Raw genomic sequence first — 15178 nt, 5'->3', positions numbered from 1 at the left:
CTGCAATGCAATCGGACGAGGGACTCTACAGTGCGCCACGCTGGCGCCTGACACGCTGGCTCGCCGAGCCGGGGCTAGGTGTTCCCGACGACATCCGCGCCGCGCTCATTGTCCAGCTCTATGGATCGCTGCCGGTTTTTGCTGCCGGCGCCGTCAACACCATTGCCGTCGCCGCCGTGATCGCTGGCCGCAAGCAGACTGCACCATTCATTGTCTGGCTGGTCATGGAGATCGCGATCTGCCTGGCCCGCCTCGCCGTGCTCGTCAGCGCGCATCGCAGGGCGCGTGCCCACCGCCCGACGCCGACCGACCTTCATCTCCTGCTCGCGGTCGCCTGGAGCGCCAGCGTTGGATTTGGCGTCGTTGCCAGCCTGGCCAGCGGGGACTGGGTCGTCGCCATGCTGGCCTCGCTCTCGGCGGCGGCGATGGTCGGCGGCATCTGCTTCCGCAATTTCGGCGCGCCGCGGCTGGCCGGGACCATGATCCTGCTGAGCCTCGGTCCCATCATCCCCGGCGCCGCGTTCGCGGGCGAGCCGCTGTTCTACATCGTCTACCTCCAGGTGCCGATGTATCTGGCCGCGATGACGGCCGCCGCCTTCCGCCTCAATCGGATGCTGATCACCACCATGCGCGCCGAACGCGAGAACAGCCATCGCGCGCATCATGATGCACTCACGGGGCTGCTCAATCGCGCGGGCTTCGTCGAGGCACTTAGCGCCAGACTTGGCGCCCACGCCGAACGACGGTTCGCTGTGATGTTCTTCGATCTCGACGACTTCAAACCGGTCAACGACACGTTCGGACACGCGGCGGGCGACGAGGTGCTGAAAGCGGTGGCCGGGCGCGTGCGCCGGGCGCTGCCGGACGGCGCCGTGGTCGCCCGGATGGGCGGCGACGAGTTCGTCGTGCTCGTCGACGGCGTCACGGCCGAAATGGCCCAGGAGGCGGGATACCGCCTCATCAGCGAGGTTGCCGTCTCCTATGAGCTCGGCGGCGAGGTGCGCGCCGGTGTCGGCGCCAGCGTCGGCATTGCGATGTCGCCGGATCATGGCGCCGAAGTCGAGGAATTGCTCGCGGTCGCCGATGCAGCACTTTACGAGGCGAAGTCAGGCGGCAAATCGCGTTGCTGCCTGGCCTCGGTCGAGACCAACCTCGCCGCGTTACGTCGCCTCCAGCAGAGCGGCCCGAAAGCCCCGGTCGCAAGCGCCGCCTGACGCAGTACGACTAACCCACCCCACAAACGCGATCTCGGGTGGGCAAAGGCGCGTAGCGACGTGCCCACCACTGCTGTCCCGGCACGTCGATTGATGGTGGGCACGCTTCCGTTTTGCCCACCCTACGCTGTCGTCTAAACCAGACTGGACCGTGCCCAAACGTCGCTAGGGACTCGCACCGAGCGCCTTGAGCTGCGCCGTGGCGGCGTGTGTTTCAACGAAGGTCGGCGGGCAATCGGCAAGCGCCAGTCCGAAAAGCCGCCGCGCCTGCTCTTTCGCACCGCGTTGCAGGGCGAACTCGGCGGAGTAGAAGTTCGCCTCACATATTTGGCCAGACCGCTTAGCAGGAAGCGGATCGTTGGCTGCTCGCAACACCTCCTCTGCCGTCACTTCTCCAAGAAATAGTCGGACAATGGGAGCAGGCCAAGCAGTCATATCGAGCTTCATCGTCGCGGCCGCAAGCCGGCTCGGCGCTCCGCTGCGCATGCTTACGATCTCTCGCCACAACGCTGCGTAGACATCGCTGGGATCGAGCGACGTTGCTCGATCGAAATCCGCGAGAGCTTTGGTCAGTGAGCCGCTCTGGAAGTAAGCGAGCGCCCGTGACCGATGGGCCAACGCATCTTTTGGGTCCAATTGGATTGCCCGGTCGGCGTCGACGATTGCGCGGGCGAAGTCGCCCTTTGCGTTGTAAGCTCTGGCTCGGTAATCAAACGCGTCCTTATCTCTTGCGTTGATCCGAAGCGCTTGATCGTAGTCATCAATAGCGTGATCGATGTCCCCCTTTTCATAGTACGTGGCGCCGCGCGCCAGAAATATACGGCCATCAATTCCTTCCGGCTCGCTCGCGGCGGCGTCTCCGCCGACGGGAGCGGCAAGATCGTCGCCCTTGCGATTTGGCTCATTTTGATTCTTTTGAAGCGCCTGATCCTGAGATGTGAGTTGCACCGACCGGGTGTAGTCGCCAATCGCCCTTTCATAGTCTCCCTTCCTTGAATAGATGAGACCTCGGGCGTAGTGGGCAATGCGATTCCTTGAGTTCAGCTGAATCGTGCGGTCGAGATCGGCGAGAGCGCGGTCAAAATCTCCGAGATGATAATGCGCGACGGCTCGGCAGTAGTAAGCGCGTTCGGCCGTCGGATCGGCTTCGATTGCAGCGCTGTAGTCTGCAATGGCGAGCTCGTACTCACCCTTGATGTTGTTAGCACTGCCTCGATTGAAATAAATCCGAGCAATGTTCTGCCGATCGTACTCGCCCAGCCGCAGTAGCGAAGTACAGGCCGCAATTCGTTCGTCGGGCGAGACTTCGGTCTGGGCGCTGCACTTCTGTTCGTCAGCAGAGTTTGCAGCCGCAGGCGAAACAAGCGCGATCATTGCCAACGTCGCTACCGTACTCGAGAGCACGCGGCCTACCCTTCCGATCATGGAGCCCCCGATGATATCAAGCAGTTCGTCATAGCAATCGGAAGGGCTCTTGCACAGCTCTTGGTTGCAAAAACCCAGCCAGATCGAGGTCAGGTCATTCCCTCGATCATCCCCTGCAACCGCACCAGCTCCGCCTCGATATCCCGCTCCACATCCGCCGCTCGGATCTCTATCACCTGATAGTCGCGCGCCTCGAGCCAGGCTCGCCGCGACGCGCGGTCGGCGGCGATGGCTTCACCCTCGCCCGGGTTCACCAGTTCGACCGCGATCCGGTGCGGGAACGAGACGAAATCGGGAATGTGCCGGCCGACCGGGGTCTGGCGCTTGAACCCTCCTGCGAAGCGGCGGTCGCGGGTCAGCGCCTGCCAAAGCAGGCGCTCGGCATCGGTCGGATTGCGGCGGAGCAGGCGGGCGAGCCCGCGCACCGTCGAGCCGCTGTCGGGCACGCCGCCGCCCTGGCCGTGCTCGGCCAGCAACGCGCGCAGGCGCGTGGCCTGCTCGCCGTCGAGCACGCCGCCCTTGGCCGGGCCCTTGCGCCCTTCCGCGATCGCCATCACCACCCCGTGCAGGGTGTGCATGTCCTGCTTGGTCGGCTCCATCCGGCTGAAGATGTTGCGCAGGTTGACCAGCATGGTGTCGCGCTTCTCGGCCGGGCGCAGGAATTCGACCCGGTCGAGCTCGCGGATGAGGTTGTCGAAGAAGGCCTGCATCTGGTGCTGCGAGGCGCGCTCGGACCGCTCGGGCATGCTGTGCGGCAGCTCGCCTGACGTTGCCCGCTTGAACCATTCATAGCCTATCAGCAGCACGGCCTGGGCGAGGTTGAGCGAGGCAAAGCCCGGATTGACCGGGAAGGTGATGATGCGATTCGAGAGCCCGACCTCCTCGTTGGTCAGCCCCCAGCGCTCGCGGCCGAACAGGATGCCCGCCTTGCCCCCGGTCGCGACGTGCCCTGAGATCTCGGCCGCGGCCGCCTCCGGCCCGACCACCGGCTTGGCCTGGTCATGGGGGCGCGCAGTGGTGGCGAACAGCAGGTCGAGGTCCGCGACCGCCTCGCCGACCGTGTCGAACAATTCGACCTTTTCCAGAATATAGTCGGCGCCGGCCGCGGCGCGCTGGGCGGCGATGTTGGGCCAGCCGTCGCGGGGATTGACGATGCGCAATCGGCTGAGCGCAAAATTGCCCATGGCGCGCGCGGCCATCCCGATGTTTTCGCCGAGCTGCGGCTCGACCAGGATCACGATGGGACCGTCGAGGGAAAGGCCCGCCTTGCTCTTGTCAGTCCCCGACATCTCGCTTCGCTTTCACACTGGTTCTCAAGGCCTTGGCAAGGCGCTCTTCAGGAATTGATTCAAAGCCGGCCTGCCCCGATCCGTTGGGGCCGGCTGCCCGTTCGCCTGTCGTTTGCCTGTCCTGACGAAATTCTCAAGGGAAATAACGGGTTGGATTCGACTTTTGAATCTCTTCTGAAGCCTGAGGCCCGCCCCCGCGGCAGGGCCCGCCCCGCCCCCCATCTGGGCAAGCTGGATGAGCTAAAAGTGCATAATCCCTTGGCTTTCGCCCGCTGCAGTCCGGTGCTAAGAGGCGGCGGATATTCCCGTGGCGCGCCAAAGCGCCGTTCCCAAGAGGCTTCCCCGATCATGGCAAAAATCAAGGTGTCCAACCCCGTCGTCGAACTCGATGGCGACGAGATGACCCGGATCATCTGGCAGTACATCAAGGACAAGCTGATCAACCCGTACCTCGATGTCGAGCTGCTCTATTTCGACCTGGGCATGGAGTACCGCGACGAAACCAACGATCAGGTGACCATCGACGCCGCCGAGGCCATCAAGAAGGTCGGCGTCGGCGTCAAGTGCGCCACCATCACCCCGGACGAGGCCCGGGTGAAGGAGTTCAACCTCAAGCAGATGTGGAAGTCGCCGAACGGCACCATCCGCAACATTCTCGGCGGCGTGATCTTCCGCGAGCCGATCATCTGCAAGAACGTGCCGCGCCTCGTTCCCGGCTGGACCAAGCCGATCATCATCGGCCGCCACGCCTATGGCGACCAGTATCGCGCCACCGACATCAAGTTCCCCGGCAAGGGCACGCTGACGATGAAGTTCGTCGGCGAGGACGGCACCGTCATCGAGAAGGAAGTGTTCAAGACCCCGGGCGCCGGCGTCGCGATGCAGATGTACAATCTCGACGATTCCATCATCGACTTCGCCCGCGCCTCGTTGAACTACGGGCTGCTGCGCAACTACCCGGTCTACCTCTCGACCAAGAACACCATCCTCAAGGTCTATGACGGCCGCTTCAAGGACATCTTCCAGGACATCTACGACCGCGAGTTCAAAAAGGAATTCGAGGCCAAGGGCCTGACCTACGAGCACCGCCTGATCGACGACATGGTGGCCTCGGCGCTGAAATGGTCCGGCGGCTATGTCTGGGCCTGTAAGAACTACGACGGCGACGTGCAGTCCGACACGGTCGCGCAGGGCTACGGCTCGCTCGGCCTGATGACCTCGGTGCTGCTCACCCCCGACGGCAAGACCGTGGAAGCCGAAGCCGCCCACGGCACGGTGACCCGCCACTACCGCGAGCACCAGAAGGGCAAGGAGACCTCGACCAACTCGATCGCGTCGATCTTCGCCTGGACCCGCGGCCTGTCGCATCGCGCCAAGCTCGACAACAATGCCGAGCTCGCCAAGTTCGCGAGCACCCTGGAGAAGGTCTGCGTCGACACCGTCGAGGAAGGCTACATGACCAAGGACCTCGCACTGCTGGTCGGTGCCGACCAGCGCTGGCTCTCGACCACCGGCTTCCTGGACAAGGTCGCGGAGAATCTCACGAAAGCGTTGGCGTAAGCCATCGTCCGCAATTTCGCCCGACTGGGCCAGACATCATCACGGGCCGCGCCAAAGCGCGGCCCGTTTCTTTTTGAGAGCTTTTGCGGAGACCATCATGTTCATCAAGCTTGCTGCCTCCACCCTGCTGCTAGCGGCCCTGATCGGACCGGCCGGAGCTGCGGAGCCCGAATCGACCGAGGCGCCACGCGGACAACTCAAGCTTTACACTCTGCCAGCAGCGATCCTGGCCCTCGGCGAGACCGCCGTGCTCAGCGTCCACGCCGAGGGCGCGCAAGTCTATGAGTGCAAGGCCGCCGCCGACGGCAAGCTCGCCTGGGCCTTCCGCGAACCGGTCGCGACGTTGCTGTCCGAGGGCAAGACCGTCGGCCGTCACTACGCCGGTCCGAACTGGGAGCTGGCCGACAGCAGCGCCGTGGTCGGCAAGGCCATTGGCAACGCGCCGGGCGCAACCGCCGCCGATATCCCCTGGCTCAAGCTGGAAGTCGCCTCCCGCCGCGGCAGCGGCATCCTGACGCCGGTCACCACCGTCCAGCGCATCAACACCCACGGCGGCAAGCTCGAGGGTTCTTGCGACAAGGCCGGCGATTTCAAAAGCGCGCCCTACTCGGCCGACTACATTTTCCTGAAGAAGGGCTGACCGCTTAGGGGGCGGTGTCGTCGCGCTCCGCCTGCGCCAATTCTGCCGCCGCAAGATCGCCGGTCTCCTCGAGCCGTGCCTTCGCGGTCTGGTGGACGTGGGCGGCGAGCGTCGGCATGCGCTCGATCAGCGCGTGAAAATCCTGGGCGTCGAGCACCAGCAGCCGCGTCTTGCGCGTCGCCGTCACCGTGCCGCTGCGCTTGGTCTTATGTAGCAGCGCGATCTCGCCGAAGAAGGTGCCGTCGGTGAGGCGCACCTGCTGGCTCGGCAGCGCGATCTCGACCTCGCCGGCAGTGATGAAATACATCGACGAGGCGGTATCGCCACGGCGCACCAATATTTCGCCCTGCTCGATGGTGCGGGCCCGGAGCAACCGCATGATGTCGGCGATCTCCGCGGCCGAAAGATGCGAGAACAGCGGCACCCGCGCCAGCATGCCCCAGGTCACCACGAAGTCGCGCCGCCTCACCTCCTCGGCGAAGGCGGTCGAGATGATCGCGACCGGCAGCGCGATCATGGCGAAGCCTGAGATGATCGCGAACACCGAGATGAATTTACCGAGCGGCGTCACCGGCACGACGTCGCCATAGCCGACGGTGCCGAGCGTCACGATTGCCCACCACATCGCGTCCGGAATGGTGCCGAGCTTGCTGGGCTGCACATCACGCTCGATGGCGTAGAGCAGCGAGGCGAAGGTCAGTACCACACCGATCAGGATGACGATGCAGCCGATCAGCGCACGCCGCTCGGCATGGATGGCCGCGAGCAGCGAGCGCATCGCCGGCGAATAACGGATCAGCTTGAAGAACGGCAGCACGCCGAGCCCAGCCAGCGTCGCGTGCCGGCCGGTGGCCAGCACGATCGCGGCCGGCAGGAACGCCATGAGGTCGATGATGCCGAGCGCGGAGAAGGCATAAGAGAGCCGGTCGGACAGCGCGGAGCCGTTGCGCTGGGTGTGCCCCGCCACGGTCCACAGCCGCGCCAGATATTCGAGCGCGAACACGATGACGGCGAGGACGGCGACCGCGCTGAACAGCGTGTCGAACCGCGCGTCGAGCTCCGGCACCGAGGCGAGGATCATCGCGACCACGTCGAGCACGATGACGCTGATGATCACCTGGATGAAGCGCGACCCGATCGAGTAGGCGAGCGGATCGTGCTCCAGCAATTCGTACAGGCGATCCCTTAGGTTGGGATCGGCCGAGCCACGTCCTCGCGGAACGAGGCGCATGGCCGTTTACGCGCCTGCCATCGCTTTTTCGATCGCCGCGAGCGCCTCGGGCGCCTTGGCGCCATCGGGACCGCCAGCCTGCGCCATGTCCGGCCGGCCGCCGCCGCCCTTGCCGCCGAGCGCCTCGGAGGCGACGCGCACCAGGTTCACGGCATTGAAGCGCGCGGTGAGATCGGCGGTGACGCCGACCACGATCCCGGCCTTGCCGTCCTCGGTGACGCCGACGATGGCGACCACGCCGGAGCCGATCTGCTTCTTGCCGTCGTCCGCAAGGCTCTTGAGATCCTTCATCTCGATGCCCTCGACCGCGCGCGCCATCAGCTTGACGTCGCCGACCTCGCGCACGCCTGCGGCTGCGCCGTTCCCGACGGATGTACCGCCGCCCATCGCGAGCTTCTTGCGGGCGTCGGAGAGCTCGCGCTCGAGCTTCTTGCGCTCCTCCATCAGGGCTGTGATGCGCGCCGGGACGTCGTCGATCGAGGTGCGCAGCTCGTTGGCCGCGGTCTTCGCCAGCGCCATGGTGTCGTTGGCGTGCCTGCGCGCATAATTGCCGGTCAGCGCCTCGATGCGGCGCACGCCGGAGGCGACCGCGCTCTCGCCGGTCAGCGTGATCAGGCCGATGTCGCCGGTGCGCTTCACATGGGTGCCGCCGCAGAGCTCGACCGACCAGCCGAGCGCGTTGGCGCCGCGCTCACGCGCGGTCCGGCCCATCGAGACGACGCGGACCTCGTCGCCATACTTTTCGCCGAACAGCGCGCGTGCGCCGGCCTCGCGGGCCTCGTCCACGCCCATAACGCGGGTGGTGACCTCGTCATTCTCCAGCACCACGTCGTTGGCAATGTCCTCGACACGGGCAAGCTCTTCCGCCGTGATCGGCTTCGGATGCACGAAGTCGAAACGCAGGCGGTCGGGCGCGACCATCGAGCCGCGCTGGGCGATGTGATCGCCGAGCACCTGGCGCAGCGCCTCGTGGATGAGATGCGTTGCCGAATGGTGCGCGCGGATCGAGGAGCGCCTGCCGTGATCGACCTCGAGCTGGAGCGCGGTGCCGAGCTTCAGCTCGCCGCTCTCCACCGTGCCGACGTGAACGAAGAGATCGCCGAGCTTCTTCTGCGTGTCGGTGACGCGGAACTTGATTCCGCCTTCACCGGTCAGCACGCCGGTGTCGCCGACCTGGCCGCCGGACTCCGCGTAGAACGGCGTCTGGTTGAGTACGATCGCGCCGGTCTCCCCGGCCTTGAGGCTCGGGGTTTCCTGGCCGTCCTTCACCAGCGCGGAGACCACGCCTTCGGCGCTCTCGGTCTCATAGCCCAGAAATTCGGTGGCCCCGAGCTTCTCGCGCAGCGGGAACCAGATCGCTTCGGAAGCTGCCTCGCCAGAACCCTTCCAGGATTCGCGCGCCTTGGCCTTCTGGCGCTCCATCGCGTCGGTAAACGAAGCTTGATCCACGCCGATGCCGCGCGACTTCAGCGCGTCCTGCGTCAGATCCAGCGGGAAGCCGTAGGTGTCGTACAGGGTGAAGGCGACGTCGCCGTCGAACATGTCGCCCTTTTTCAGCGACGCGCTCTTCTCGTCGAGGATGGCAAGGCCGCGCACCAGCGTCTTGCGGAAGCGGGTCTCTTCCAGCCGCAGCGTTTCCTCGATCAGGTTTTCCGCGCGCATCAGGTCGGGATAGGCCTGGCCCATCTCGCGGACCAGCGCCCAGACCAGGCGATGCATCAGCGGCTCTTTCGCGCCGAGCAGCTGCGCATGGCGCATCGCGCGGCGCATGATCCGGCGCAGCACATAGCCGCGACCCTCGTTCGAGGGCAGCACGCCGTCGGAGACGAGGAAGGCCGAGGAGCGCAGATGGTCGGCAATGACGCGGAACGAGGCGACGGTCTGCTCGTTCGGCCCGCTGCCGAGCGCGGACGCGGTCGCGTCGATCAGATGGCGGAACAGGTCGGTCTCGAACACGCTGTCGACGCCTTGCATGATGCAGGCCATGCGCTCGAGCCCCATGCCGGTGTCGATTGAGGGACGCGGCAGATCCACGCGCTCCTCCTTCGTCACCTGCTCGTACTGCATGAACACCAGGTTCCAGAATTCGAGGAAGCGGTCGCCGTCCTCTTCCGGCGAGCCCGGAGGTCCGCCCCAGATGTGATCGCCGCGATCGATGAAGATTTCCGAGCACGGCCCGCACGGCCCGGTGTCGCCCATCGCCCAGAAATTGTCCGAGGTCGGGATGCGGATGATGCGGTCGTCGGAGAAGCCCGCGATCTTCTTCCACAGCCCGGCCGCCTCGTCGTCGGTGTGGTAGACGGTGACGAGCAGCTTGTCCTTCTTCAGCCCGAACTCCCGCGTGATCAGGGTCCAGGCCAGCTCGATCGCGCGCTCCTTGAAATAGTCGCCGAACGAAAAATTGCCGAGCATCTCAAAGAAGGTGAGATGGCGCGCGGTGTAGCCGACATTGTCGAGGTCGTTGTGCTTGCCGCCGGCGCGCACGCATTTCTGCGACGTGGTGGCGCGCTGGTACGGCCGCTTCTCGACGCCGGTGAAGACGTTCTTGAACTGCACCATGCCGGCATTGGTGAACATCAACGTCGGATCGTTGCGCGGCACCAATGGCGAGGACGACACGATCTCGTGGCCGTTCTCGGCAAAGAAGTTCAGAAAGGTCGACCTGATCTCGTTGACGCCGCTCATGTTCATCCAATCGGGTGTGCTTGGACCCGCGATACGCCATCCAAACCGGGCATTTGGGCTGATATCTGCGGGTCAAAGCGCTTTTAGACAAGGCCAGCTGCGCTGTCCAGAAACTGTGCAAGGAGATCAGTGAGTTGCCGCAGGCGCGCAATCCCGTTTGCAATCCCGTTGAAAGCCGCCAGGTGCGCGTTGACAGGCTTGGCCGGCCTGTGGTCTGTACCCATCTGTATCGTACGGCCACGTCGGGAGAGACCGGCTTTGGTGCCGGCGCCGAAGGAGCAACCGCCCCGGAAACTCTCAGGCAAAAGGACCGCGTGGCTTTGACGACATCTGGAAAGAGGCGCCGACGGGCATAAAACCCGGACTGCGTCCGCCGACGGGATAATACTCTCAGGCACAGCGACAGATGGGGCTTCGACTGGTTGCTACCGGGGAATCGTCCCCGGGGAACCGCCGAGGGCCCCGTGATGCTTGCGCGCGACGACCAAGATTCCCTCAAACGTACGCCCCTTCACGGGCTTCATGTCTCCCTCGGCGGCAAGATGGTGCCGTTCGCGGGCTATGACATGCCGGTGCAGTACCCTGCGGGCGTCTTGAAAGAGCACCTCCATACCCGCAGCCAGGCCGGCCTGTTCGACGTCTCCCATATGGGCCAGCTCGCGCTTCGGCCGAAGTCGGGCAAGGTCGAGGACGCTGCCCGCGCGCTGGAACGGCTGGTGCCGCAGGATATCGTGGCGATTGCCCCGGGACGGCAGCGCTATGCCCAGTTCACCAATCCGGACGGCGGCATTCTCGACGATCTGATGGTCGCCAATTTCGGCGATCACCTGTTCCTGGTCGTCAACGCGGCCTGCAAGGAAGCGGACGAGGCGCATCTGCGCGCGCATCTCGCGGACGACTGCATCATCGATTCGCTTCAAGACCGTGCGCTGATCGCGCTGCAGGGCCCGAAGGCGGAAGCGGTGCTGGCGAAATTGTGTGCAGAGGCCCCCGCCATGAAGTTCATGGACGCCGGCCCGCACAAGGTCGCCGGTCTCGACTGCTTCGTCTCGCGCTCCGGCTACACCGGCGAGGACGGGTTCGAGATTTCGGTCCCCGCGGCCGATGCCGAGCGCCTGGCAAAAACGCTGCTGGACAATCCCGACGTGATGCCGATCGGCTTAGGGGCCCGGGACAGCCTGCGGCTGGAAGCCGGGCTCTGCCTCTACGGCCACGACATCGACACCGCGACCACGCCGGTCGAGGCTGCGCTGGAATGGTCGGTGCAGAAGAGCCGCCGCAGCGGCGGCGCCCGCGCCGGTGGTTTTCCCGGCGCTGATGCGATCCTCGGCCATTTCGACAACGGCGCGAGCCGCCGCCGGGTCGGCCTGCGCACGGATGGCCGCGCGCCGGTGCGCGAGGGCGCGCTGCTGTTTGCGGATGACGCCGGCGGCGAGCCGATCGGAAAGGTCACCTCGGGCGGTTTCGGCCCGAGCCTGAACGCGCCGGTCGCGATGGGCTATGTGCCCACGGCATCGAGCGCGCTCGATACAAAACTCTTCGCCGAAGTGCGCGGCCAGCGCCTGCCGCTCACCGTCGCCGCCATGCCTTTCGTGAAAAACACCTACAAACGCTGAGGACTGAGAAAATGACCACGACGCTGTACACCTCCGACCACGAATGGCTGGCCATCGACGGCGACGTCGCCACCGTCGGCATCACCGACTACGCGCAGTCCCAGCTCGGCGACGTCGTGTTCGTCGAGCTGCCCAAAGCCGGCCGTGCCCTGAAGAAGGCGGAAGCCGCCGCCGTCGTGGAATCGGTGAAGGCCGCCTCCGACGTCTACGCGCCTGTTACGGGCGAAGTGCTCGAGACCAACGACGCGCTCGCCGCCGAGCCGGCACTGGTGAACTCGGACGCGCAAGGCAAGGCGTGGTTCTTCAAGATCAAAATTGCCGACAAGAGCGAGCTCGGCGGCCTCATGGATGAAGCCGCCTACAAGGCACATACGGCGTGAGATGAAGCGAACTCTGACCTCATATTCGGTGTCATCACCCGCCTTGTGCGCACTGCGCACTGGGGCGGGTGATCCAGTACGCCGCGGCTTCTCGGCTCAAGCCGTGACGCCTGCGTTTACTGGATGCCCCGCCTTCGCGGGGCATGACGGCGACAGCGAAATCTAAAGCGAGGACCCATGATGACCGCGCACCGCAAATCCAACGGCGATACCGCCGCCACCTTCGTTCGCCGCCACATCGGCCCGTCGGCACGCGACGTCACCGCAATGCTGGAGGCCGTCGGCGCCAAGAGCGTCGACGCCCTGATGGCGGAGACGCTGCCGGCCTCGATCCGGCAGACCGCCCCGCTCGATCTCGGCAAGCCCTTGAGCGAGACCGAGGCGATCGCACACATGGCCGAGCTCGCGCGCGAGAACCAGGTCTTCACCTCGCTGATCGGCCAAGGCTATTCCGGCACGGTTTTGCCCGCGGTGATCCAGCGCAACATTCTGGAGAATCCCGCCTGGTACACGGCCTACACGCCCTACCAGCCCGAGATCAGCCAGGGCCGGCTGGAGGCGCTGCTCAACTTCCAGACCATGATCTGCGACCTCACCGGGCTCGACGTCGCCAACGCCTCGCTGCTCGACGAGGCGACCGCCGCGGCCGAAGCCATGGCGCTCGCCGAGCGCCACTCGCGGGTCGAAGCAAAAGCCTTCTTCGTCGACAAGGACGTGCATCCGCAGACGCTGGCGGTGATGCGCACCCGCGCCGAGCCGCTGGGCTGGACCCTGATCGTCGGCGATCCCCTCGCCGATCTCGACAAATCAGACGTGCTCGGCGCGCTGCTGCAATATCCGGGCTCCTCGGGCGCCGTGCGCGACCTCAGGCCCGCGATCGCGACGTTGAAGGCCAAGGGCGCACTCGCGATCGTTGCCGCCGATCTCTTGGCCCTGACGCTGCTCGCCTCGCCCGGCGAGCTCGGCGCGGACATCGCGATCGGCTCGGCGCAGCGTTTTGGCGTGCCGATGGGCTATGGCGGGCCGCACGCGGCCTATATGGCGGTGCGCGATGCGCTGAAGCGCTCGCTGCCCGGCCGCATCGTCGGCCTCTCCGTGGACTCGCGCGGGATGCCGGCCTATCGCCTCGCGCTGCAGACCCGCGAGCAGCACATTCGCCGCGAGAAGGCGACCTCCAACATCTGCACCGCGCAGGTGCTGCTCGCCGTGATCGCCTCGATGTACGCGGTCTATCACGGCCCCGAGGGGCTTGCGCAGATCGCGCGCAACGTGCATCGCCGCGCCGCCGTGCTTGCCGCCGGCCTACGCAAGCTCGGCTTCGCGCCGCAGTCCGAAAGCTTCTTCGACACGCTCAGCGTGGACGCCGGTGCCAAGCGCGCCGAGATCGTCGCGCGCGCTACCGCCGAGAAGATCAACCTCGGCGTTGGCGAAACCGCGCTCCGCATCGCGCTCGACGAGACCACGACCCCGGCGACCGTCGAGGCGGTCTGGCGCGCGTTCGGCGGCACCCTTGTTTACGCCGAAATCGACGCCACCACGCGCGAGGCGCTGCCGGAGTCGCTGAAGCGCACCACCGCCTTCCTCACCCATCCCGTGTTCCACGCGCATCGCTCGGAGACCGAGATGCTGCGCTACATGCGCAAGCTCAGCGATCGCGACCTCGCGCTCGACCGCGCCATGATCCCGCTCGGCTCCTGCACCATGAAGCTGAACGCGACCACCGAGATGATGCCGCTGACCTGGCCGGAGTTCGGGTCCTTGCATCCGTTCGCGCCGCGCGAGCAGGCCAAGGGCTATCACGCGCTGTTCGCGCGGCTGGAGAAATGGCTGTGCGACATCACCGGCTATGACGCGATCTCGCTGCAGCCGAATTCGGGCGCGCAAGGAGAGTATGCCGGACTGCTCGCGGTCCGCGGCTATCATGCCGCGCGCGGCGAGACGCACCGAAAAATCTGCCTGATCCCCTCCTCCGCCCACGGCACCAATCCGGCTTCGGCCGCGATGGTCGGCATGGACGTGGTGGTGGTCGCCTGCGAGAAGAACGGCGACGTCGACGTCAATGACCTCCGCGCCAAGGCGGAAAAGCATTCGAAGGATCTCGCCGCGGTCATGATCACCTATCCCTCGACGCATGGCGTGTTCGAGGAGCACATCCGCGAGATCTGCGACATCGTCCACGGCCATGGCGGCCAGGTCTATCTGGACGGCGCCAACCTCAATGCGCAGGTCGGCCTATCCCGGCCCGGCGATTACGGCGCCGACGTCAGCCATCTCAACCTGCACAAGACCTTCTGCATCCCGCATGGCGGCGGCGGCCCCGGCATGGGCCCGATCGGCGTGAAGGCGCATCTCGCGCCGTTCCTGCCCGGTCACCCGGCGACGCAAGCCGAAGCTCCGGTCGGCCCGGTCTCGGCCGCGCCGTTCGGCTCGGCGTCGATCCTCACCATCTCCTACATCTACATTCTGATGATGGGCGGCGACGGCTTGAAGCGCGCAACCGAAATCGCGATCCTCAACGCCAACTACATTGCCGCGCGCCTCGATGCGCACTTCCCGGTGCTCTACAAGAACGCGAAGGGCCGCGTCGCACATGAGTGCATCGTCGATCCCCGCCCGCTGAAGACGACCTCAGGCGTCACCGTGGACGACATCGCCAAGCGCCTGATCGATTACGGCTTCCACGCCCCCACCATGAGCTTTCCGGTGCCGGGCACGCTGATGATCGAGCCGACCGAATCGGAATCGAAGGCGGAGCTGGATCGGTTCTGCGACGCCATGATCGCGATCCGGAAGGAGATCGCCGAGGTCGAGGCCGGCCGCTTCAAGATCGAGGCTTCGCCTTTGCGCCACGCCCCGCACACCGTGCACGACATCGCGGATGACGACTGGAAGCGCGCCTACACCCGCGCCGAGGGCTGCTTCCCCGCGGGCACCTCGCGCACCGACAAATATTGGTGCCCGGTCGGCCGCGTCGACAACGTCTACGGCGACCGCAACCTGGTGTGCTCGTGCCCGCCGGTGAGCGATTACGCGGAGGCCGCGGAGTAAGGGATCGTAGCTTCGTAGGCTGGGCAAAGCGACTTGTCCGCCGTAGCTCGAAGAGCGAAGGCGGAAGCGTGCCCACCACCTTTGTGCGCG

At 65.6% G+C, this 15178-nt stretch carries 10 protein-coding genes and 1 riboswitch; of the genes, 6 read left to right on the top strand and 4 right to left on the bottom strand.

From position 1 onward, the window contains the following. Positions 1-5 precede the first annotated feature (5 nt). The gene (locus ABIA90_RS28270) at positions 6-1214 is read left to right on the top strand and encodes a GGDEF domain-containing protein (RefSeq protein ID WP_071912364.1); all 1209 of its coding nucleotides are present in this window, start codon (positions 6-8) and stop codon (positions 1212-1214) included. A gap of 165 nt (positions 1215-1379) precedes the next feature. Here the strand turns inward: ABIA90_RS28270 and ABIA90_RS28265 are convergent, their stop codons facing one another. Together ABIA90_RS28265 and ABIA90_RS28260 are read right to left on the bottom strand one after the other, a co-directional pair. Continuing rightward, positions 1380-2588, bottom strand: coding sequence for a tetratricopeptide repeat protein (locus ABIA90_RS28265; protein ID WP_354120612.1), 1209 nt, complete (start codon positions 2586-2588; stop codon positions 1380-1382). A 140-nt stretch (positions 2589-2728) separates the two neighbouring features. Then, positions 2729-3928, bottom strand: a complete 1200-nt coding sequence (locus ABIA90_RS28260; protein ID WP_354120613.1) for a TrmJ/YjtD family RNA methyltransferase — start codon at positions 3926-3928, stop codon at positions 2729-2731. A gap of 348 nt (positions 3929-4276) precedes the next feature. On the opposite strand from ABIA90_RS28260, the gene ABIA90_RS28255 reads away from it, so the two are divergent. Together ABIA90_RS28255 and ABIA90_RS28250 are read left to right on the top strand one after the other, a co-directional pair. Further along, on the top strand, positions 4277-5488 hold the full coding sequence (locus ABIA90_RS28255) for an NADP-dependent isocitrate dehydrogenase (protein WP_166342521.1): 1212 nt from the start codon (positions 4277-4279) through the stop codon (positions 5486-5488). A gap of 97 nt (positions 5489-5585) precedes the next feature. Further along, positions 5586-6128: a DUF3455 domain-containing protein gene (locus ABIA90_RS28250; protein ID WP_166342522.1), complete on the top strand. Its 543-nt coding sequence runs from the start codon at positions 5586-5588 to the stop codon at positions 6126-6128. Positions 6129-6132: 4 nt separating this feature from the next. On the opposite strand, the gene ABIA90_RS28245 is transcribed toward ABIA90_RS28250, so the two are convergent. Together ABIA90_RS28245 and alaS are read right to left on the bottom strand one after the other, a co-directional pair. Continuing rightward, positions 6133-7359, bottom strand: coding sequence for a cyclic nucleotide-gated ion channel (locus ABIA90_RS28245; protein WP_166342523.1), 1227 nt, complete (start codon positions 7357-7359; stop codon positions 6133-6135). Positions 7360-7365: 6 nt separating this feature from the next. After that, positions 7366-10044 (bottom strand): alanine--tRNA ligase, encoded by a 2679-nt coding sequence (gene alaS / locus ABIA90_RS28240; protein WP_283017007.1) that lies wholly within the window; start codon positions 10042-10044, stop codon positions 7366-7368. A gap of 233 nt (positions 10045-10277) precedes the next feature. Then, a riboswitch (glycine riboswitch) is annotated at positions 10278-10366 on the top strand. 145 nt (positions 10367-10511) lie between these two features. Between alaS and gcvT the strand changes: the two genes are divergently transcribed. From gcvT to gcvP, 3 genes are all read left to right on the top strand, one after another. Continuing rightward, entirely contained in the window at positions 10512-11660 is a 1149-nt protein-coding gene (gcvT, locus tag ABIA90_RS28235) for a glycine cleavage system aminomethyltransferase GcvT (protein ID WP_354120714.1), read from the top strand. 11 nt (positions 11661-11671) lie between these two features. Next, positions 11672-12040 (top strand): glycine cleavage system protein GcvH, encoded by a 369-nt coding sequence (gene gcvH / locus ABIA90_RS28230; RefSeq protein ID WP_247309315.1) that lies wholly within the window; start codon positions 11672-11674, stop codon positions 12038-12040. Between the two features lie 180 nt (positions 12041-12220). After that, positions 12221-15088 carry an aminomethyl-transferring glycine dehydrogenase gene (gcvP, locus tag ABIA90_RS28225; RefSeq protein WP_354120715.1) on the top strand — a complete coding sequence of 956 codons (2868 nt, stop codon included), beginning with the start codon at positions 12221-12223 and terminating at the stop codon, positions 15086-15088. The last annotated feature ends 90 nt before the right edge of the window (positions 15089-15178 follow it).

Origin of the sequence: Bradyrhizobium sp. LA6.8 (assembly GCF_040547935.1) — a bacterium.
Lineage (GTDB): Bacteria > Pseudomonadota > Alphaproteobacteria > Rhizobiales > Xanthobacteraceae > Bradyrhizobium > Bradyrhizobium barranii.
This window is presented reverse-complemented; position numbering and strand designations above follow the sequence as displayed.